General features: G+C 67.9%; 16 protein-coding genes, 2 tRNA genes and 1 pseudogene. 9 read left to right on the forward strand and 10 right to left on the reverse strand.

Annotated elements, in window-relative coordinates; translation table 11 throughout:
* Positions 1-27 precede the first annotated feature (27 nt).
* Entirely contained in the window at positions 28-1,512 is a 1,485-nt protein-coding gene (gene tig / locus ABMA10_RS12985; protein WP_347869061.1) for a trigger factor, read from the reverse strand.
* 55 nt (positions 1,513-1,567) lie between these two features.
* Positions 1,568-1,641 (reverse strand) — tRNA-Pro (locus ABMA10_RS12990).
* Between the two features lie 192 nt (positions 1,642-1,833).
* On the opposite strand from ABMA10_RS12990, the gene ABMA10_RS12995 reads away from it, so the two are divergent.
* Both ABMA10_RS12995 and ABMA10_RS13000 read left to right on the forward strand, forming a co-directional pair.
* A tRNA-Gly gene (locus tag ABMA10_RS12995) sits at positions 1,834-1,904 on the forward strand.
* Positions 1,905-2,208: 304 nt separating this feature from the next.
* The gene (locus ABMA10_RS13000; protein WP_347869060.1) at positions 2,209-2,397 is read left to right on the forward strand and encodes a hypothetical protein; all 189 of its coding nucleotides are present in this window, start codon (positions 2,209-2,211) and stop codon (positions 2,395-2,397) included.
* Here ABMA10_RS13000 and ABMA10_RS13005 read toward each other — a convergent pair.
* Positions 2,394-2,930 (reverse strand): gamma carbonic anhydrase family protein, encoded by a 537-nt coding sequence (locus ABMA10_RS13005; protein WP_347869059.1) that lies wholly within the window; start codon positions 2,928-2,930, stop codon positions 2,394-2,396. The genes ABMA10_RS13000 and ABMA10_RS13005 overlap by 4 nt on opposite strands.
* 214 nt (positions 2,931-3,144) lie before the next feature.
* Between ABMA10_RS13005 and ABMA10_RS13010 the strand changes: the two genes are divergently transcribed.
* On the forward strand, positions 3,145-3,633 hold the full coding sequence (locus tag ABMA10_RS13010) for a Dps family protein (protein ID WP_347869058.1): 489 nt from the start codon (positions 3,145-3,147) through the stop codon (positions 3,631-3,633).
* A gap of 79 nt (positions 3,634-3,712) precedes the next feature.
* On the opposite strand, the gene ABMA10_RS13015 is transcribed toward ABMA10_RS13010, so the two are convergent.
* From ABMA10_RS13015 to ABMA10_RS13040, 6 genes are all read right to left on the reverse strand, one after another.
* Positions 3,713-4,399 carry a response regulator transcription factor gene (locus ABMA10_RS13015; protein ID WP_347869057.1) on the reverse strand — a complete coding sequence of 229 codons (687 nt, stop codon included), beginning with the start codon at positions 4,397-4,399 and terminating at the stop codon, positions 3,713-3,715.
* Positions 4,400-4,403: 4 nt separating this feature from the next.
* Positions 4,404-5,807: a sensor histidine kinase gene (locus ABMA10_RS13020; RefSeq protein ID WP_431030609.1), complete on the reverse strand. Its 1,404-nt coding sequence runs from the start codon at positions 5,805-5,807 to the stop codon at positions 4,404-4,406.
* Positions 5,808-5,892: 85 nt separating this feature from the next.
* Positions 5,893-7,473, reverse strand: coding sequence for an amidohydrolase (locus ABMA10_RS13025; protein WP_347869055.1), 1,581 nt, complete (start codon positions 7,471-7,473; stop codon positions 5,893-5,895).
* A gap of 31 nt (positions 7,474-7,504) precedes the next feature.
* Complete coding sequence (locus ABMA10_RS13030; RefSeq protein ID WP_347869054.1) at positions 7,505-8,512, reverse strand: Fpg/Nei family DNA glycosylase; 1,008 nt, start codon at positions 8,510-8,512, stop codon at positions 7,505-7,507.
* Positions 8,513-8,572: 60 nt separating this feature from the next.
* A complete protein-coding gene (locus tag ABMA10_RS13035; RefSeq protein ID WP_347869053.1) occupies positions 8,573-9,061 on the reverse strand; it encodes a ribose-5-phosphate isomerase in 489 nt (162 codons plus the stop codon).
* Positions 9,062-9,096: 35 nt separating this feature from the next.
* Complete coding sequence (locus ABMA10_RS13040) at positions 9,097-9,720, reverse strand: DsbA family protein (RefSeq protein ID WP_347869052.1); 624 nt, start codon at positions 9,718-9,720, stop codon at positions 9,097-9,099.
* A gap of 111 nt (positions 9,721-9,831) precedes the next feature.
* Here ABMA10_RS13040 and pepN point away from each other — a divergent pair, with 111 nt between their 5' ends.
* From pepN to ABMA10_RS13070, 6 genes and pseudogenes are all read left to right on the forward strand, one after another.
* Positions 9,832-12,375, forward strand: a complete 2,544-nt coding sequence (gene pepN / locus ABMA10_RS13045; protein WP_347869051.1) for an aminopeptidase N — start codon at positions 9,832-9,834, stop codon at positions 12,373-12,375.
* Between the two features lie 143 nt (positions 12,376-12,518).
* Complete coding sequence (locus ABMA10_RS13050; RefSeq protein WP_347869050.1) at positions 12,519-13,808, forward strand: sensor histidine kinase; 1,290 nt, start codon at positions 12,519-12,521, stop codon at positions 13,806-13,808.
* Positions 13,805-14,479 (forward strand): response regulator transcription factor, encoded by a 675-nt coding sequence (locus ABMA10_RS13055; protein ID WP_347869049.1) that lies wholly within the window; start codon positions 13,805-13,807, stop codon positions 14,477-14,479. Before ABMA10_RS13050 ends, ABMA10_RS13055 begins: the two co-directional genes overlap by 4 nt.
* An 81-nt stretch (positions 14,480-14,560) precedes the next feature.
* Positions 14,561-15,568, forward strand: a complete 1,008-nt coding sequence (locus ABMA10_RS13060; RefSeq protein WP_347869048.1) for a mechanosensitive ion channel family protein — start codon at positions 14,561-14,563, stop codon at positions 15,566-15,568.
* Positions 15,569-15,588: 20 nt separating this feature from the next.
* Entirely contained in the window at positions 15,589-15,993 is a 405-nt protein-coding gene (locus ABMA10_RS13065; protein ID WP_347869175.1) for a globin, read from the forward strand.
* Between the two features lie 127 nt (positions 15,994-16,120).
* Positions 16,121-17,745, forward strand: a pseudogene (locus ABMA10_RS13070) (FAD-binding dehydrogenase).
* A 96-nt stretch (positions 17,746-17,841) separates the two neighbouring features.
* Here the strand turns inward: ABMA10_RS13070 and ABMA10_RS13075 are convergent.
* Positions 17,842-18,525, reverse strand: coding sequence for a hypothetical protein (locus ABMA10_RS13075; RefSeq protein ID WP_347869047.1), 684 nt, complete (start codon positions 18,523-18,525; stop codon positions 17,842-17,844).
* Between the last annotated feature and the right edge of the window lie 16 nt (positions 18,526-18,541).

An 18,541-nucleotide genomic window follows, 5' to 3' on the forward strand; every position in this document is an offset into this window, starting at 1 on the left:
TTCCGCCCCTGTTGTCATCGTTGCGAGCTACTCCGCTGCAGGAGCCTCGTCAGCTGCGGCCTTCTTCGCGGAGGCCTTCTTCGCCGGAGCCTTCTTGGCCGGAGCCTCGTCGGTGGCTGCCTTCTTCGCGGGAGCCTTTTTCGCCGGAGCCTTCTTCGCGGGAGCCGCTTCGACGACGTCCTCGGCAGGAGCCTCAGCGGCCTCCTCCGATGCGGAGTCATCCGCAGCGTCCTCGTCGACGACGGCGACGAAGTCGCTCAGGTCGACCGGCTTACCGTTGGAGTCGACGACCTCGGCCTTGCCGAGAGCGATCGCGATGGCCTTGTTGCGCGCGACCTCGCCGACCATGGCGGGGATCTGGCCCTGCTGACCGAGAGCCTCGATGAACTCGCCCGGCTCCATGCCGTACTGCGAAGCGCTCTGGATCAGGTACTCGGTGAGCTCGTTCTGGTTCACCTGCACGTTGAGCGACTCGGCGAGCGCGTCCAGCAGGAGCTGCGTGCGCAGCGACTTCTCGCTGGACTCGGTGACCTCGGCGCGGTGCTCCGCATCTTCGAGGCGGTTCTCGCCCTCGAGGTGCCGGTGCACCTCATCCTCGATGACGCTTTCGGGCACGGGGATCTGCGCCTGCTCGAGCATGGTGTCGACGAGAGCGGTACGTGCGTCGCGGCCCTGGGTGATGACCTGCTGGCGCTCGACGACCTCTCGCAGCTGCGCCTTGAACTCGTCGATCGTGTCGAACTCGCTGGCGATCTGAGCGAAGTCGTCGTCTGCTTCAGGAAGCTCTCGCTCCTTGACGGCGGTCAGCGTGACCGTGACCTCGGCCTCTTCGCCCTCGTGCTCGCCACCGAGCAGGGGCGAGGTGAAGGTGGTCGTCTCGCCAGCAGTGAGGGAGTCGAGTGCCTCGTCGATGCCGGTGAGCAGCTCGCCCGAACCGATCTCGTAGGAGATGCCGCTCGCGCGGTCGACCTCTGCGTCGGCGATGGTCGCGACGAGGTCGAGCTGGGCGAAGTCACCCGTCTTGGCCGGGCGGTCGACCGTCACGAGCGTGCCGAAGCGCGCACGGATCCGGTCGAGTTCGTCCTGGATGTCGGCGTCGCCGGCTTCCTGTGCGTCGACGGTGAGCTTCAGGCCCTCGTACGCGGGCAGCGTGATCTCGGGACGGACGTCGACCTCGATGTTGACGAGGAGGTCGCCGGAGAAGTCCTTCTCGTTCGGCCACTCGACGATGTCGGCCTGCGGGCGACCGAGCGGACGGAGCTCGTTCTCCTCGAGTGCCTTGCGGAAGAACCCGTCGAGACCCTCGTTGACGGCGTGCTCGATGACGGCGCCCTTGCCGACGCGCTGGTCGATGATCGCCGGCGGCACCTTGCCCTTGCGGAATCCAGGGACGTTGATGTCTTCGGCGATGTGTCCGTACGCGTGGGTGATGCTGGGCTTGAGCTCCTCAGGCGTCACCGCGATGGCGAGCTTGACGCGAGTGGGGCTCAGCTTCTCGACCGTGGTTTTCACGTGCTTACTTCTCCTGTGTTGGGGATTCTGCCTCAGTTGAGGACGCAAAACGGAGTCGGGGCGACAGGATTCGAACCTGCGACCTCCCGGTCCCAAACCGGGCGCTCTACCAAGCTGAGCTACGCCCCGGATCAGTGATGATCCGGCCGGCCCGACCGACCGACGAGCGGCGGGCGAAATGGCCTCGGTCAGTCTAGCCCAGAATCTGCGTCCGACCTGTGCGGTTCGCCCGCCGGCACGCGCCACCCTGGGCCACGTGCACGGATGGCGCTCCGTCATGCAGTAGCATTGCCAGGTGAGTTCGCCGCACTGCGGCGACTCGGGGATGTAGCTCAATGGTAGAGCCTCAGTCTTCCAAACTGATTACGCGGGTTCGATTCCCGTCATCCCCTCTCTACTTGTCAGAACCAGGCAGCGCCGCGAGTTGTCAGAACCAGGCAGCACCGCGAGAGCGGGACTTGTCAGAACCAGGCAGCGCCGCGAGAGCGGGACTTGTCAGAACCAGGCAGCACCGCGAGAGCGGGACTTGTCAGAACTAGGCAGCACCGCGAGAGCGGGTGCGCAGGTTCCACTTGCCACTCACGGAACTCCTTCCGCTCACGGAACTCCTTCCGCTCACGGAACTCCTTCCGCTCACCGAGCTTGTCGAGGTGCACCACGCTGACATCTCCCTCAGGGAGCACCTAGGCTGGGCGCATGCGACTCGACGCGATCTGGCCCCACATCTGGACCGTGGCGGGCGCGATCGTGTTCTTCGTGGGTGTCTTCGCCTTCACGACCGGACGGCTCGGCGTCGGTCTCATCTGCATGATCGGCTGTGTCGTCTGCCTGTCCGGGTCGCTCGCGGCCCAGCGTCGCCTTCGGAAGCGCACTGCCCGCCGCTAGTCGGCGTCACTCGCAGACGCGTGCACGATCGCGAGCTCGACGTAGTTCACGGCGTTTCGCCGGATGGCTTCCTGCTCCTCGGCGTTCAGCGCACGCCGCACCTTCGCCGGAACCCCTGCGACAAGCGACCCCGGCGGGACGATCGTGCCCTCGAGCACCACCGCTCCCCCGGCGACGAGTGAACCAGCACCGATGACCGCGCCACTCAAGACCGTGGAGCCCATACCGATCAGGCAGTCGTCCTCCACGGTGCAACCGTGCACGACAGCGTTGTGCCCGACCGACACGTTGCGGCCGATCACCGTCGGGTGACCACGATCGGTGTGCACGGCCACACCGTCCTGGATGTTGCTTCCCGCTCCGAGAGTGATCGAATCGGAATCCGCGCGCAGCACCGCGTTGTACCAGACGCTGGAACCCGGTCCGAGCGTCACGGCCCCGACGAGGACCGAGCCCGGCGCGGTGAACGCAGTGGCGTCGAGCTGCGGCGCTGGCCTACCTGGGAGCTTCCTGACAATGCCGTCGTGGGTCATGCCCGCAACGCTACCGCAGCCCCACCTCTGCCTGATCGATCCGCGTGATTCCGCGGAGAAAGCAGGCCACGGCGAGGCTTTCCTCAGTAAGTGGGGCCTTCGTAAGCCGAGCCTCCTCTTGCTTGCGGAATGCCCGCGGCTGAGTACCGTTACATCCAAGCAGACAGGCGGGACAACCCGGCCAGGGTCCAGACCGCCGAACGAAGGGCACACCATGACCGAAATCAGCACCTCCATCCCGCAGGCCGTCGCCAACCCGGACGTCGCAGCAGGCACCGCACAGTTCCTGAGCCCCGTCGTCCTCGATCTGACCGCCATCGTCGTGAACGGCAAGCAGGCGCACTGGCACGTCCGCGGAGCCAACTTCATCGGCGTCCACGAACTCCTGGACGACATCGTCGACCACGCTCAGGAGTGGGCCGACCTCGCCGCAGAGCGCATCGTCGCCCTCGGCCTGCCGGTCGACGCCCGCCTCAGCACCGTCGCGGCCAAGACCACGACGCCTGAGCTGAGCGAAGGATTCCAGCAGTCCGACCGCACCATCGCCGAGGTCATCGCGCTCATCGACGCTGCGTCGGCATCGGTCAACACGGCGGTCGACGAGCTCGACGAGCTCGATCAGACCAGCCAGGACATCGCGATCGAGATCGCCCGCGGCCTCGACAAGGACCGTTGGTTCCTGTTCGCCCACCTGAGCAAGTAGTCGCCCGCCGGTGCGTCCGGCGCGCAGCATCGTCCGAAGGGGCCGCCACCGGCGGCCCCTTCGTCGTGCGAGCCGCTCCTCAGTGGCTCCGTCGGAGGAGCGCGAGCACTGCGAGGACGCGCCGATGGTCGCTGCCCGAGTCCTCCAGACCGAGCTTGTGGAAGATCGCCGAGATGTGCTTCTCCACGGCCCCGACGCCGACGTGCAGCCGGCCCGCGATCGCCGCGTTCGTGCGTCCCTCCGCCATGGCGGACAGGACGGCGGTCTCCCGCGGGGTGAGCGCCGAGAGCGGATCCCGTTGTGCCGCGAAGAGCGCCGAGACGACCACCGGGTCGAGCACGGTTCCTCCATCGATCAACCGATGGATGGCTTCCTCGACCTCGTCGAGCGACGAGACGCGGTCCTTGAGCAGATACCCGACACCTTCGCCGCCGTCGGCGAGCAGCTCCCGCGCATACACCGTCTCGACATATTGGCTGAGCAGGAGCACCGGCAGCCCGGGGCGCGCAGCGCGGAACGCGATCGCAGCACGCACCCCCTCATCGCGATGGGTCGGCGGCATCCTGACGTCCATGACGACGACGTCCGGCCGATCCGCATCGAGCGCCGAGCCCAGTTCGACCGCGTCCGGGTAGGCCCCGACGGTCTGGAAGCCCGCCTCGGCGAACAGCCGGATCAGTCCCTCACGCAGCAACGTCGAGTCTTCGGCGATCGCCACGCGGACCGGAGCGTCACGACCGGTGCTGGACGGTTCGGCAGTACCCATCCGCTCAGCGTACGGGGACGGTGACGGCGACCGAACTTCCGCGGGCGGCGCCGTTCCAGATCGGGGTCGGTTCGACGACCAACAGGCCACCGAGTCCCTGTGCACGGTCCGCGAGCCCGGCGAGCCCATGCCCGGGTTCCATTCGGGCCCCTCCGTGTCCGTCGTCGACCACGCGGATCGTCAGGACCCGGCCGATCTCCGGTGTCGCGCGCAGTTGAGCGACGATGGCTGCCCGGTCCGCCCGGGCGTGTTTCGCGACGTTCGTCAGCAGCTCGGCGACGACGAAGTAGATGCCGCGTTCGTCCTCGACGCCGAGCTCCACCGTCTCGAGCACCGCGAGCTCGGTCGTGGTCCTGACCGGGGAACCTGTCGCCAGCGCGTCGAGCGCCGGCACGAGCCCTCGGTCCTGCAGCAGCGGCGGCATGAGTCCCTTGGACAGGGCCCTGAGTTCTTCGAGTGCGTCGGCCGCCTGGGTTCGGGCCTCGCTGATCAGACCTCGCGCCGTCTCCGGATCGGCGTCGAGTCGTCGCTCTGCGGCCGCCAGGTCCATCTGCAGACGGATGAGCCGCTGTTGCGGACCGTCGTGGATGTCGCGTTCGAGTCGCTTGACCGCGCCGGCTTCCGCCGCGACGGCGGCACCGCGCGCCCGGGTCGCCGCATCGAGCTCCACCCGAAGGGCTTCCTGCGGCCACGCGCCGAGCATGCCGACGGCGATCCGGTGGTGCAGGATGACGAGCCCACGGAGCACCAACGGCGACGTCGCGAGGAACACGATCCCGAAGGCGAAGGAGAGCACGTTCTCGGCGGCGTTCGCGTCGGCGGGCAACGGAGCGTTCGGGAGCACGGCGCCCCAGATCACCTCGTGCAGCCGGACGGATGACCCTCGGTCCGGGAGGAACCCGTTCCAGAACCACTGGCTGAGCCCGCCGAGAGCGCCGGCGACCCAGGTGATCGTGACCGACCAGGTGAGTGTGCCGACCACCGGGTTCACGAACACGGTGTGCAACAGAGCGAGCCACCAGCGGCCGCCCGTCAAGGGCGACAGCACGGTTCCGAACCGGGTCGTGGCTGCACGCGTGCTGTGCCACACTGGAGGGTCGATCGGTGGCAGCCCGGTGGTGCGCAGTCTGAGCCGTTCGAGGTCGGCGAAGCCACGACAGATCCACAGGACACCGACGAGGACGAGGAGTCCGATCCCCAGGATCGCGAGACCTGCGCCGAGGGTGGTCATCGAGACCGCGAGACTGAGCCCGACGATCACGATCGGCAGCGTGGGCAGCAGGAAGAGCAGCGAACCGGGCAGCGCGCGCCACAGTGCGCCGTAGCGCACGAGCAGGTTCGGGACGCGATCTGTCGTCGCGGCAGCCTCCGTGGTCACGGGTCCTCGTCGTGTGGGGTCTTCGGTCATGGCGGTCATGGGATCGCGCGTTCCTCTCGGCGAGCGATCCGCGTGTCGGATCGTTCGTGCTTCCAGCGTGACGAACGCCGGTCGTTCATGACATCCGGTCGGCGCCCGGATGCCGTCGGGGGTTATCCCCCGGCAGGGAGGACGTACGCGCGGTCACGCGCCCCGCGAGGATGGTCGCGAGCACGGGCATCGTTCGCAGGAGTGACGGGTCGCAGGTGAACGGGTCGAGCGGCACGATGACGAGGTCGGCAGTACGCCCCACCTCCACCCGGTCGTCGTCACCACGGGTCGACGCGCAGAGTGCCTCCTCGACCGTGATCATCTGCTCCGCATGCCAGGCGTCGCGCGCGTCACGGCGGCGGGTGACGGCCGCGGCGATCGAGACCCAGGGGTCGAGTGGTGCGACCGGCGCATCGGAACCGAGGCGCAGCGAAGCGCCCGCGTCCAGCAGGCTGCGGAGGGCGAACGCACGGTCGGTGCGACCGGCCCAGTGCACCTCGGCGATGTCGCGGTCGTCCATTGCGTGTTCGGGCTGCACACTCGCGGCTGTACCCGTCCGGGCAAACCGTTCGAGGTCGGTCGAGCTGAGCAACTGTGCGTGCTCGATGGTGCCCGACGCCCCAGTCGACTCGATCGCGTCGAGTGCCAGTGTGTTGGCACGGTCGCCGATGGCGTGGACAGCGCAGCGGAGGCCGTTCGCGGTCGCCATCGTCAACAGAGCGGTGAGGCGTTCCGGCTGCACGTTGAGCAGGCCGTGCCCACCAGCGCCGGGCGCCCCGGGATACGGATCGTCGCAGCAGGCCGTCCGGGTGTTGAGCGAACCGTCGGTGATGACCTTGAACGGGCCGACCTCCACGAGCCCGTCCGTCCCGGCGAGTGCCGCACCGCTCACGAGACCGGCGTCGATGGCGCGCTCGAGGTGTTCCGTGTAGATCCCGAACGACACCCGGAGCGACCGCGTCCCGTTCCCGACCCGCCGCAGCCAGTCGCTGGCGTTCCACCGCATCTCGAGGTCGACGACGCCGACGACACCCCGTGCTGCCGCCTCCTCCGCGGCGACGTCCACCCACTGATCGGACAGATCGTCGGAGACCGAGTCGAGCTGTTTGAGGACGTCGAAGGAGTCGTCCTCGCGCAAGAGACCCGTCGGATGCCCACTGAAGCCCATCGCCAGCAGAGCCGCGCTGTTCAGCCAGCAGGAGTGGAGGTCTGCGCTGACGAGCACGACCTCGCGGTCCGGCGCGATCCCGTCGAGCAAGTCGGATGACGGAGCGTCCGGCCAGAGTGCGTCCCGGAACAGGGCGCCTTCGAGCCGGCCTGCCTCCCGCGGATCGGCTGCGATCCGCTCCGCGACGATGCGCACGGCCTCGGCGGCGGACTCGGCCGACGACAGGTCCACGCGACGTGCGGTCCGTGCCCACTGCGTGAAATGGACGTGGTGGTCCCACAGTCCGGGCAAGAGGTATCCGCCCTCAGCGTTCAGGACCAGGCCATCGATGGCGATCGGGTGATCGTCGTCGACGGCACGGATCTCGACGATCCTCCCGTCCTCCAACAGGACGTCGACCGGTTCGGTGTCGGAGCGCCCGCCCCGCCTGGGACCGGACAGTCGGACGTTCGTGATCGCAGTCAGGACGTCGCCGAAATCGTTCGCACAGTCGCTCATGGCTTCGCTCCTCAAGGCTCGGTCGGATCGTTCAGCGTTGGCAGTTCGGGCACCAGTAGAGCTTGCGGGCACCCATCTCCTCCAACACGACGTTCGTGCCGCAGATCCTGCACGGAAGACCCTCACGCTTGTAGACCCAGTGACGGTCGGCGCGATTCGCCATCGCGAGCCGGTACGCAGCAGGATCGAGATCGTCCATCGTCATCATCTGACCGGTTTCGACACCGATGGCGAGGAGCCTCGTCCAGTCGGCCCAGATCGCCCGGAGCGTCTCGACCGGCACGTTCTTGCCCGTCCGATGCGGATCGAGGCGCGCCCGGAACAACAGTTCGGCGCGGTAGACGTTGCCGATGCCGCTCACGATCTGCTGATCCATGAGCAGCAGCCCGATGGCAGACCCCTTCTTGTGGGCGCGGGTGACGAACCGCTCCCCCGCTTCGGCGCTCGGATCCAGGAGCGGGTCCGGGCCCAGTCGGTCGATCACCGCTTGGACGGCTGCGCTGTCGATCACCTCGCATGCCGTCGGCCCGCGGAGGTCGGCGACGGTGGTCTCCGTCAGCAACCTCACTCGGACCTGGCCGACGGGCTCGGGCGGGAAGCGCTCGTCCAGCTCCGCGAGCGGGCTCGACTGTTCGGACATCCGCACCCGCGCCCGCCGCGGGGCGCCGATGCTGTGCAGGGAGTTCTCCCCGTCCACATCGAGGATGGGTGCCTCCGTCTCTTCGGCCTCGAGAGCCGTGCCACGCTGATTGGTCTGACCCATGCGTCCGTTGGCCGCAGCGATCGTCGGATCCGAGTGGATCTCCCCGGCGAAATCCCAGGCGCCGTACAGGCCGAGATGCACGCGCAACCACAGCCCGTCGTCGAACTCGAGGAACATCTGCTTGCCGACGGCCTTCGCGTCCGTGACGGTCCGGCCGTCGAGCACTGACGCGCCCTCCGCGAACCGACCCTGAGGCGACGAGACGCTGACACGGTGACCGACGAAGTTCTGTCGGAACTGCCGCGCGATGCGATGGACGGAGTGCCCCTCGGGCATCTTGACTCCTCACTCGGGCGACGATGCGGTCGCATCGCCGCAGCTGCGGACCGGGACGCGTCAGGCGTCGACGTGCTTTCCGGCGATCGTGCCGGTCGCCTCGTATTCGGCGAGCTGGGCGATGCGTCGCGCGTGCCGCTCTTCGAGGCTGAACGGCTCGGCGATGAACGCGTCGATGAACGAGACGGCCTCCTCGATACTGTGCTGACGTGCGCCGATCGAGATGAGGTTCGCATCGTTGTGCTGACGCGCGAGCTCGGCCGTGCTGATGTTCCAGACGAGTGCCGCGCGTGCACCGGTCACCTTGTTCGCGGCGATCTGCTCGCCGTTCCCGGAACCGCCGAAGACGACACCCAGCGCCTCGACGCCGGCCTGCTGATCACGCACGACGGCTTTCGCCGCATTGATGCAGAAGGACGGGTAGTCGTCGAGTGCGTCGTACTCGGCAGGACCGTGGTCCACGACATCGTGGCCGGCGGTGCGGAGATGGTCCTGGAGGAACTGGCTGAGCTCGAGCCCGGCGTGGTCGGTGGCGATGTGGATACGCATGTCGAAAGTCTAGGGTTCCGAGCGCGCCTCCTGCGTCAGTCGAAGATCGGGTCAGCGGTCCTGCTGCGCTTCAGTTCGAAGAACCCCGGGTACGAGGCGGCTGCGACGACGCCGTCCCAGAGCGCGAGCGCCTGATCACCCTTCGGCGCGGGAGAGATCACCGGGCCGAAGAACGCGACACCGCCGATCGCGATGACGGGCGTACCCACATCCTGTCCGACCCTGCCGATGCCGTCGAAGTGGCTCTCGCGCATCGGGACGTCGTAGGCGTCGGTCTTCGATGCCTCGGCGAGGGACATCGGCAATCCGACCTCGTCGAGGGATTCGGCGATGACCGAGTCGACGTCCTCAGCCCGTCCACCCGGGTGGATCCGGGTTCCGAGCGCGTCGTACAACGGCTTGACGACGCCGTCTCCATGCTCGGCGGCGGCCGCCGCAACCAGACGGGTGTACCGGAGCGCCCGAGGGAAGAATGCGCGGTATGCCTCGCTGACATCCTGCTCCTCGTTGAGCACCGCAAGGCTCATGATGTGCCAGTGCACGTCGAGGGTGCGGGCCTCGGCCACCTCGTCGACCCATCTGGACGTCATCCATGCCCACGGGCAGGACGGGTCGAACCAGAAGTCGACGCGGGTGGACTGTTCTCCTGAAGTCGTCATCCGGCAACCCTACGCGCCCCAGGACTAGGCTTGATCCTCGTGCCGAGGTCGTCACGAGCGACCACGTGCAATCCACACGTCACGTGTCCATCACCACACCAGGGAGCAGCTGTGCCAGGAGAGAACCTCACCCGAGTCGAAGCCCAGGAGCGCAGGGCGCTCGTCGACACATCGAGCTACGACGTCGTCCTCGATCTGACGACCGGGGCGGAGACGTTCCGCAGCACCACCACGGTGCACTTCACCGGGACCCCCGGCGCCTCGACCTTCATCGACGCCATCACGCGGACCGTGCACTCGGTCACGCTGAACGGGACCTCGCTCGACCCCTCCGTCGTCTCGGACGGCGTCCGCATCCAGCTCGACGGTCTCGCAGCGGAGAACATCCTCGTCGTCGACGCCGACGCCGAGTACACGAACACCGGCGAAGGTCTCCACCGTTTCGTCGACCCCGTCGACGGCGAGGTCTACCTCTACAGCCAGTTCGAGGTGCCGGACTCCCGCCGGGTGTTCGCCGTGTTCGAGCAGCCCGACCTGAAGGCCGCCTTCTCATTCACCATCACCGCTCCCGCCGCCTGGCAGGTCGTCAGCAACTCCCCGACGCCCGAGCCGGTCCCCGCGCACGACGGCGCCGCGACCTGGACGTTCGCGCCGACGCAGCGCATCTCCTCGTACATCACGGCGATCGTCGCTGGCCCGTACGACGTCGTCCGCAGCGAACTCACCTCCAGCGACGGCCGGACGATCCCGCTCGGGGTCTTCGCGCGCAAGAGCCTCGCCGAGTACCTCGACGCCGACTACATCTTCGAGAAGACCCGTCAGGGCTTCGCGTACTACGAGGAGAAGTTCTCCTACGCCTACCCGTTCGAGAAGTACGACCAGCTGTTCGTTCCCGAGTTCAACGCCGGCGCGATGGAGAACGCAGGAGCGGTCACCTTCACCGAGACCTACGTGTTCCGGTCGAAGGTCACCGACGCGATCAAGGAGCGTCGCGTCGTGACGATCCTGCACGAGCTCGCCCACATGTGGTTCGGCGACCTCGTCACCATGAAGTGGTGGAACGACCTCTGGCTGAACGAGTCGTTCGCCGAGTGGGCGTCGACCATCGCGACCGCTGAGGCCACCGAGTGGACCGAGGCATGGACGACGTTCAACGCCATGGAGAAGACCTGGGCGTACCGCCAGGACCAGCTGCCATCGACGCACCCTGTCGTCGCGACCATCAACGACCTCGAGGACGTCCAGGTCAACTTCGACGGGATCACCTACGCGAAGGGCGGTTCCGTCCTGAAACAGCTCGCCGCCTGGGTGGGGATCGAGGCGTTCTTCGCGGGCGTCGGCAACTACTTCCGCAAGCATGAATTCGGCAACACCGTCCTCGACGATCTGCTCGTCGAACTCGAGGCGACGAGCGGCCGCGAGCTGCGCGAGTGGTCGAAGCTGTGGCTCGAGACCTCGGGTGTCGGCACGCTCAGTCCTGAGTTCACCGTCGACGCCGAGGGCGCCTTCACCACGTTCGCCGTGCGTCAGACGGTCGCAGCGGACTACCCGACCCTCCGCCCTCACCGTCTGGCCATCGGCCTCTACCAGCTCCAGTCCGGCAAGCTCGTCCGCACCGAGCGGGTCGAACTCGACGTCGACGGTGCCCTGACCGACGTCCCGGAGCTCATCGGACGGGCACAGCCAGACCTCGTCCTCCTGAACGACGACGACCTCGCCTACGCGAAGATCCGACTCGACGAACGCTCGCTCGCCACGGCGATCGCGCACCTCTCGTCGATCGAGAACCCCCTCGCCCGCTCGCTCGTCTGGGGCGCGGCCTGGGACGCGACCCGCGACGCCGAATCGACCGCCTCCGACTACGTCGAGCTGGTCCTCGGCAACATCGCCACGGAGACCGAGTCCACGACGCTGCGCACCACGCTGAGCCAGCTCGGCCTCGCGGCGCGCAGCTACGTCGCGCCAGAGCGTCGTCTCGCGACGATCACGCGCGTCGGCGACGCCCTGTGGGCTCTCGCCGAGGGTGCGACGGCCGGTTCCGACGCGCAGTTCCAGTTCGTCAAGTTCTTCGCGGCACTCGCGTCGACGCCCGAGCACGGCGCGCACCTGCGCGCCCTGCGAGACGGCACGAGCACCTTGCCCGGTCTCGAGATCGACACGGACTTGCGCTGGGAGCTGCTGGAAGGCCTCGTCCTCCTCGGCCTGGCCGATGGCACCGACATCGACGCCGCGCTCGCCGCGGACAACACGGCCAACGGCGCACAGGCTGCGGCCCGCGCCCGCGCGACGATCCCCACGTCGGAAGCGAAGCGCGCGGCGTTCGACTCGGTCGTCGAGTACGATGATCAGCCCAACGCGATCGTCCGCAATGTGGGTCTCGGCTTCAGCCACGTCATCGACCCGGCGGTGCTCGAGCCGCTGGTGGAGCCGTACTTCGCGTCGCTCGGATCCGTCTGGGAGTCACGCAGCTACAAGATCGCCGAGTACATCGTCGAGGGCCTCTATCCCGCGGCGCTCGCCTCGGCCGAGCTCCGCGACCGCACGCGGGCCTGGCTCGACGCGAACCACGACGTGCCGGCGCTTCGTCGCATGCTCGTCGAGGGCCTCGCCGGCGTCGAGCGCTCCCTCGCCGCACAAGCGAAGGATGCCGAGTAACGTCCGTCGCGAGTAGTACTCCGGTACGAAACCGCAGCACCCTGAACCCCTCCGCGGCACGATCCGCCGCGGAGGGGTTCTCCGTATCCTGGACACATGAGCTGTGACGAGTGCGACGACCGACGAGCTGGAGTGTCGCCACGGTGACCGCTCAACGCTCGCCGATCGACACGGATCGGGCAGGGACCGAATCGTCGCTCATGCTCCCGCGTCCGCCCGGCGTCGTCCGGCGCTGGTGGGCGAGACACCCGTGGACCGCCGACGCGGTCATCGCCGCTCTCTACCTGTTGGTGTCCCTGAGTGTCAGCACGGTGGAATGGTTCGACGCCGACCTCGCCGTCCAGCCGGCACGGATCGCGCTCGCTGCGCTCGTCGTCGCCATCTCCACCCTCGCGGTGCTGTTCCGTCGGCGCCGTCCACTCACCATGACCGCGATCGTCATCCTGCTCGGTCTGGTGTCGGTCGCGCAGGCCGTCAGCGTCGACGCGCTGGCGATCCCTGTCCTGCTGTACTCCGTGGCCGTGTACCGGAGCGTCGTGCTCGGATGGCGTGCGTTCGCCGCATCCGCCGTCGTCGTCCTCCTCGCACCGTTCCTGCCCTGGGCCGCTGAACACGCGCCGGGAGAACCGGTGCAGTCGATCATCACCGTGGTCCTGTTCGCGCTCTTCGGACTGCTCATCGGGATCAACGTCGGCAACCGGAAGCGCTACGTCGATGCGCTCGTCGACCGTGCCGCTCAGCTCGCGCGCGAGCGGGACCAGCAGGCTCAGCTGGCCGCAGTCGCCGAACGCACTCGCATCGCTCGGGAGATGCACGACATCGTGTCCCACAGTCTGACGGTCATCGTCGCGCTCTCCGAGGGCGCGCTGGCCACGAAGGACGCTGCTGCATCCCGTGCCGCGATGACCGCGGTCACCGACGCCGCCCGGACCTCTCTCGTCGACATGCGTCGTATGCTGGGCGTCCTCCGGGAGACCGGGAGCGCGCCGCTCGCGCCTCAGCCCGATGCGGCATCGATCCCCGTCCTCGTGGAGACCTTCCGCGGCCTCGGACTCCCGGTCACGTTGACGTCGTCCGGCCCGACCACGGACGACCCCTCGGTCCTCCTGGCAGTCCACCGGATCACCCAGGAGGCGCTCACCAACGCGCTGCGGTACTCGGAGCGACCGACACGGGTCGACGTCGTCCTCACGACCTCCCCCGATCGTGTGGAACTCATCATCGAGAACGACGGATCCATCCCGGACGCACCGTCGCTCGGCGCAGGCCAGGGGCTGCTGGGGCTCCGCGAGCGCGTCGCCTTCCAAGGGGGCGAGGTCACCGCGGGTGTCGTCGGTGAACGGCTCTGGCGGGTCCACGCCACCCTGCCGACCACGCCAGGGTCCACCGCAACACCGACACCGCCCGACGACCGACGAGGACCGACACCATGACCGCCCCTATCCGCATCCTGCTCGTCGACGACCAACAGCTCATCAGACTGGGCTTCGGTCTGGTACTCGGCGCAGAGGACGACCTCGCCGTGGTCGGCGAAGCGTCCAACGGAGCCGAGGCGATCGACCTCGCCGCATCGTTGCGTCCGGACGTCATCCTCATGGATGTGCGGATGCCGGGCCTCGACGGCATCGAGGCGACCCGCCGTATCGTCGCGGCGCACCCGGACAGCCGCATCATCATCCTCACCACATTCGACCTCGACGAGTACGCGTTCGGGGCCCTGCGCGCCGGAGCCAGCGGGTTCCTGCTGAAAGACGCCCTGCCGAGCGAGTTGACGTCGGCCATCAGAGCGGTGCACGCGGGTGACGCCGCCATCTCCACACGCGTCACGAAGCGGATGCTCGAACTCTTCGCGACGGCGTTGCCCGCGTCGGAGGAGGACGCGACGGGCGGTCCAGTCGCCGAGCTCGCCGAACTCACCCCACGCGAGCACGACATCCTCGTCGCTATGGCGGAAGGCATGAGCAATGCCGAGATCGCCGCTCACTTCGTCCTGTCGGAGTCGACCGTGAAGACGCATGTCGGCCGGGTACTCATGAAGCTCCAGCTGCGCGATCGCGTGCAGGCCGTGATCTTCGCCTACAAGCACGGCCTCGTCCAGCCGTGAGGTGGCGCCCAGCCGACGGCCAGCTCGCGCACGGCGCGCTCACATCGTCCGCCCTGATGCCCTGGCTACACTGATCCGGATATGAACTTCGACACTTTCTGGGCCGACGCGATGCAATTCCTCTGGGACGCAGGGTGGATGATCGTGGGCGTCGCCGCCATCATCGTGGGTGCCTTCTTCGCCGCCTGGATCCTCCGCTTCGTCATCCGTCGGATCGTCGCGCAGATCGTGACCGGCGTGAAGAAGAACGCCAACGTCACCGACACCCAGTCCCTCCTCGCGTCACCGCTTGCTGCCGTCCGTCTCGTGCAGCGCACCCGAACGCTCGGGACGGTGCTCAGCAACATCGTGAACGTGACGATCGTGATCATCGCGACGATCCTCGTCGTCAACCTGCTGAACCCCGCGATCATCGGCTCGCTCGCGCTCCTCACCGCGGCCCTCGGCGCCGGGCTCGGTTTCGGCGCTCAGAACATCGTCAAGGACATCCTCAACGGGCTGTTCATGGTGGTCGAGGACCAGCTCGGCGTCGGCGACGTCGTCGACCTCGGTCCGGCCACCGGCGTCGTGGAGACGGTGGGCATCCGGGTCACCCAGGTGCGCGACGTGAACGGTACGCTCTGGTTCGTCCGGAACGGCGAGATCCTGCGCGTCGGCAACATGTCCCAGGGCTGGTCGCGCGTCATCATCGACCTCGCCATCCCCTACGAGGCTGATGTGGAGGCCGTACAGGAGCGCATGCTCGACACGGCGAACGAACTGGCCCACGACCCGAAGTGGCGCTCCCGCATCCTCGAGAAGCCGGAGATGTGGGGTCTCGAGTCCATCTCAGGTGAAGCCCTCGTCATCCGACTCGTCATCAAGACGCGGACGAGCGCGAAGGACGACGTCGCACGTGAGCTGCGGATGCGCCTCAAGCGCGCCGTCGACGAGATGGGCGTGAAGCTCCCGTCCCTGAACAGCATCGTGCTCTCCGGCTTCGAAGGTGCCGCGAGCATCTCCGGCTCCCGCCCGCCGCGCACCCACCCCACCACGGTCGTCCCGCCGAAAGCGCCGAAGACCAAGCGACCCCCGAAGGCGACCACGTGAGCGATCCTCAAGCACCAGGCATGACCTTCTACGAACAGATCGGTGGCCACGACACGTTCAGGGCTCTGGTCGACGAGTTCTATCGGGGCGTCGCCTCCGACCCGGTCTTGAAACCGATGTACCCGGAGGAGGACCTCGGTCCCGCAGCCGAGCGCCTCATGCTGTTCCTGGAACAGTATTGGGGCGGGCCCGGTACCTACAGCGCTGAACGCGGGCACCCACGCTTGCGGCTCCGGCACCAGCCGTTCCATGTGAACCCGGACGCCCGGGACCGCTGGCTGCTCCACATGCGCCAGGCGGTGGACAGTCTCGACCTCGCCCCGGTGCACGAGGCGACACTCTGGGACTACCTCGAGCGCGCGGCTCATGCCATGGTCAACACCTTCGACGACACTCCGGGATCGCCGCGCCGCAGCCTGCTGTAGTCGCCACCTCCTGTGGCGAGCACCTCCTCGGTCGTAGGATCGGACCACGTCCGTGCCGAAGGAGTCACCAGATGCCACAACACCCGTCCCACCAGTCTCTCGCCCAGCGACGCACGAGGCCGACGCGATCATCGTCGGCACCGGTCTGGCCGGTCTGGTCGCCGCCGCTGAACTCATCGACGCCGGCAAACGGGTACTCCTCGTCGAACAGGAGCCGGAGACCAACCTCGGCGGGCAGGCGCACTGGTCCTTCGGTGGGCTGTTCCTCATCGACTCCCCCGAACAGCGCCGTCTCGGCGTGCACGACTCGCTCGCTCTCGCGACACAGGACTGGTTCGGAACCGCCGGCTTCGACCGGCCGGAGGATCACTGGCCGAAACGGTGGGCCGAGGCGTACCTCGACTTCGCAGCCGGCGAGAAGCGGGCGTGGTTGCACGAACAGGGTGTCCGGTTCTTCCCCGTCGTCGGCTGGGCGGAACGGGGCGGCTACGGGGCGATCGGTCACGGCAACTCCGTGCCCCGGTTCCACATCACCTGGGGCACCGGCCCCGGCGTCGTCGAACCCTTCATGCGACGCGTCAACGCCGGCGTCGCGAACGGCCTCGCCACGGCGCACTTTCGTCACCGTGTCGACGAGCTCATCACCGAGGACGGGGCGGTCGTCGGCGTCCGCGGATCGATCCTCGCGCCGTCGGGCGCTGCTCGGGGCGAATCGAGTTCGCGCGAGGTCGTCGGTGAATTCTCGTTCCGCGCTCCGTCCGTGCTCGTCGCGAGCGGTGGGATCGGGGGCAACCACGATCTCGTGCGCGCGCAGTGGCCGGAGCGACTCGGCACGCCGCCCACGACCATGCTGTCGGGCGTGCCGGCGCACGTCGACGGACGCATGCTCGGCATCAGTGAGCGGGCGGGCGACTCATCAACGGCGACCGGATGTGGCACTACGTCGAAGGCATCACCAACTGGGATCCGATCTGGCCGCAGCATGGCATCCGGATCCTGCCGGGGCCGTCATCGCTCTGGTTCGACGCGACCGGGAAGCGGCTGCCCGTTCCGCTCTTCCCCGGATTCGACACCCTCGGCACCCTCGAGCACCTGCGCGGCACCGGCCACGACCACAGCTGGTTCGTCCTGACGCAGCGGATCATCGAGAAGGAGTTCGCGCTGTCCGGCAGTGAGCAGAACCCGGATCTCACCGGCAAGGACCTCGGACTGCTCGCGAAGCGGGTCACACCCGGCGCGCCCGGCCCTGTCGAAGCGTTCAAGGAGCATGGCGTCGACTTCGTGGTCGCGGACACGATCACCGAGCTCGTCGCGGGAATGCAGGCGCTCACACCGGAGACGCCCATCGACGCCGCCCGCATCATCGCTGAAGTGGAAGCGCGCGATCGGGAGATCGAGAACCCGTTCACGAAGGACCTGCAGGTCACGGCGCTACGCGGTGCGCGGAACTATCGTGGCGACAAGCTCATCCGCGTCGCGTCGCCGCATCGACTCCTCGATCCCAAGGCCGGACCGCTCATCGCCGTCAAACTGCACGTGCTCACGCGCAAGAGTCTCGGCGGGCTGGAGACGGATCTCGACAGTCGTGTCCTCGGTGCCGACGGATCTCCGGTCCCCGGTCTGTACGCGGCCGGAGAAGCCGCCGGCTTCGGTGGCGGCGGCATGCACGGCTATCGTGCACTGGAGGGGACCTTCCTCGGCGGGTGCATCTTCAGCGGCCGTTCCGCCGGTCGAGCGATGGCGTCGCGCTGACAGCCCGAACTCTGCGCTGACAGCCCGAGTTCTTCGCTGACAGCTCGAGTTCTGCGCTGACAGCTCGAGTTCTGGGGCGCCCTCCGGAACTCCGACTCAGGAGACAGCGCCGGCGAGGACGTGACCCCGGCGTGTGCTCAGGCGCATCCAGCTTCCGGAACGGAACACGGCCGCCTGCTCCGGTTCGGCGATGAACCCGAGCCCGACCGCGGCGAACGCTGCGCCCGTCGGCAGTCCGTACCCGTCGTCGAGCGGCCTCGACCACACCTGCGAGCGCACCTTCTGGACGATCTGGTCGCCGACCGCCGTCGGCAGGGTCTCGGCGATCTCGGCGGCGCCCGTCCGGGAGACGAGTTCGAGCTCGATGGTGTCGACGCTCCCACGACGCGTCCACCCTCCCCGAGGCGGAGCCTGTCCGACCCATGGCGCCGTTCGCGACGACACCGGCAGCTCGAGCGAGATCGGAGCTCCATCAACTGTCGGTTCGGCTGCGTCAAGAGCGGCCGCGCCGAGCACACGCACGATCCGGTCGATCATCTCCCGCGGCGTCGCCAAGACATCGGCGGCTGCGCGATCCGCGAGGGCGAAGGTGCGCATGCCGATGATCGTCGGGCTCCGATCCAACAGTCCTTGCGGATGCAGTATCGGCACCGACACGGCGAGGACGTCGCCGGTCGCCAGCAACCGCACGCCGGAGTCGTCGATCCGGGCGGCGCGGGCGAGGAAGGTTCGGAGATCGGTAAGGGACGCGCGATCGGCCAGGTGCAGAGTGGTGGACATCTCCACTCAATCTACG

Origin of the sequence: Plantibacter sp. RU18 (assembly GCF_050613355.1) — a bacterium.
Taxonomy (GTDB): domain Bacteria; phylum Actinomycetota; class Actinomycetes; order Actinomycetales; family Microbacteriaceae; genus Plantibacter.

What these genes read in the sequence shown, in the direction of transcription:
- ABMA10_RS13065 (WP_347869175.1), top strand. Translation starts at nt 15,589, where the DNA reads ATGACCTTCTACGAACAGATCGGTGGCCACGACACGTTCAGGGCTCTG.
- ABMA10_RS13025 (WP_347869055.1), bottom strand. Translation starts at nt 7,473, where the DNA reads ATGAGCGACTGTGCGAACGATTTCGGCGACGTCCTGACTGCGATCACG.
- ABMA10_RS13005 (WP_347869059.1), bottom strand. Translation starts at nt 2,930, where the DNA reads ATGACCCACGACGGCATTGTCAGGAAGCTCCCAGGTAGGCCAGCGCCG.
- ABMA10_RS13040 (WP_347869052.1), bottom strand. Translation starts at nt 9,720, where the DNA reads ATGACGACTTCAGGAGAACAGTCCACCCGCGTCGACTTCTGGTTCGAC.
- ABMA10_RS13020 (WP_431030609.1), bottom strand. Translation starts at nt 5,807, where the DNA reads ATGACCGAAGACCCCACACGACGAGGACCCGTGACCACGGAGGCTGCC.
- ABMA10_RS13060 (WP_347869048.1), top strand. Translation starts at nt 14,561, where the DNA reads ATGAACTTCGACACTTTCTGGGCCGACGCGATGCAATTCCTCTGGGAC.
- ABMA10_RS13015 (WP_347869057.1), bottom strand. Translation starts at nt 4,399, where the DNA reads ATGGGTACTGCCGAACCGTCCAGCACCGGTCGTGACGCTCCGGTCCGC.
- ABMA10_RS13030 (WP_347869054.1), bottom strand. Translation starts at nt 8,512, where the DNA reads ATGCCCGAGGGGCACTCCGTCCATCGCATCGCGCGGCAGTTCCGACAG.
- ABMA10_RS13010 (WP_347869058.1), top strand. Translation starts at nt 3,145, where the DNA reads ATGACCGAAATCAGCACCTCCATCCCGCAGGCCGTCGCCAACCCGGAC.
- ABMA10_RS13055 (WP_347869049.1), top strand. Translation starts at nt 13,805, where the DNA reads ATGACCGCCCCTATCCGCATCCTGCTCGTCGACGACCAACAGCTCATC.
- ABMA10_RS13075 (WP_347869047.1), bottom strand. Translation starts at nt 18,525, where the DNA reads ATGTCCACCACTCTGCACCTGGCCGATCGCGCGTCCCTTACCGATCTC.
- ABMA10_RS13000 (WP_347869060.1), top strand. Translation starts at nt 2,209, where the DNA reads ATGCGACTCGACGCGATCTGGCCCCACATCTGGACCGTGGCGGGCGCG.
- ABMA10_RS13035 (WP_347869053.1), bottom strand. Translation starts at nt 9,061, where the DNA reads ATGCGTATCCACATCGCCACCGACCACGCCGGGCTCGAGCTCAGCCAG.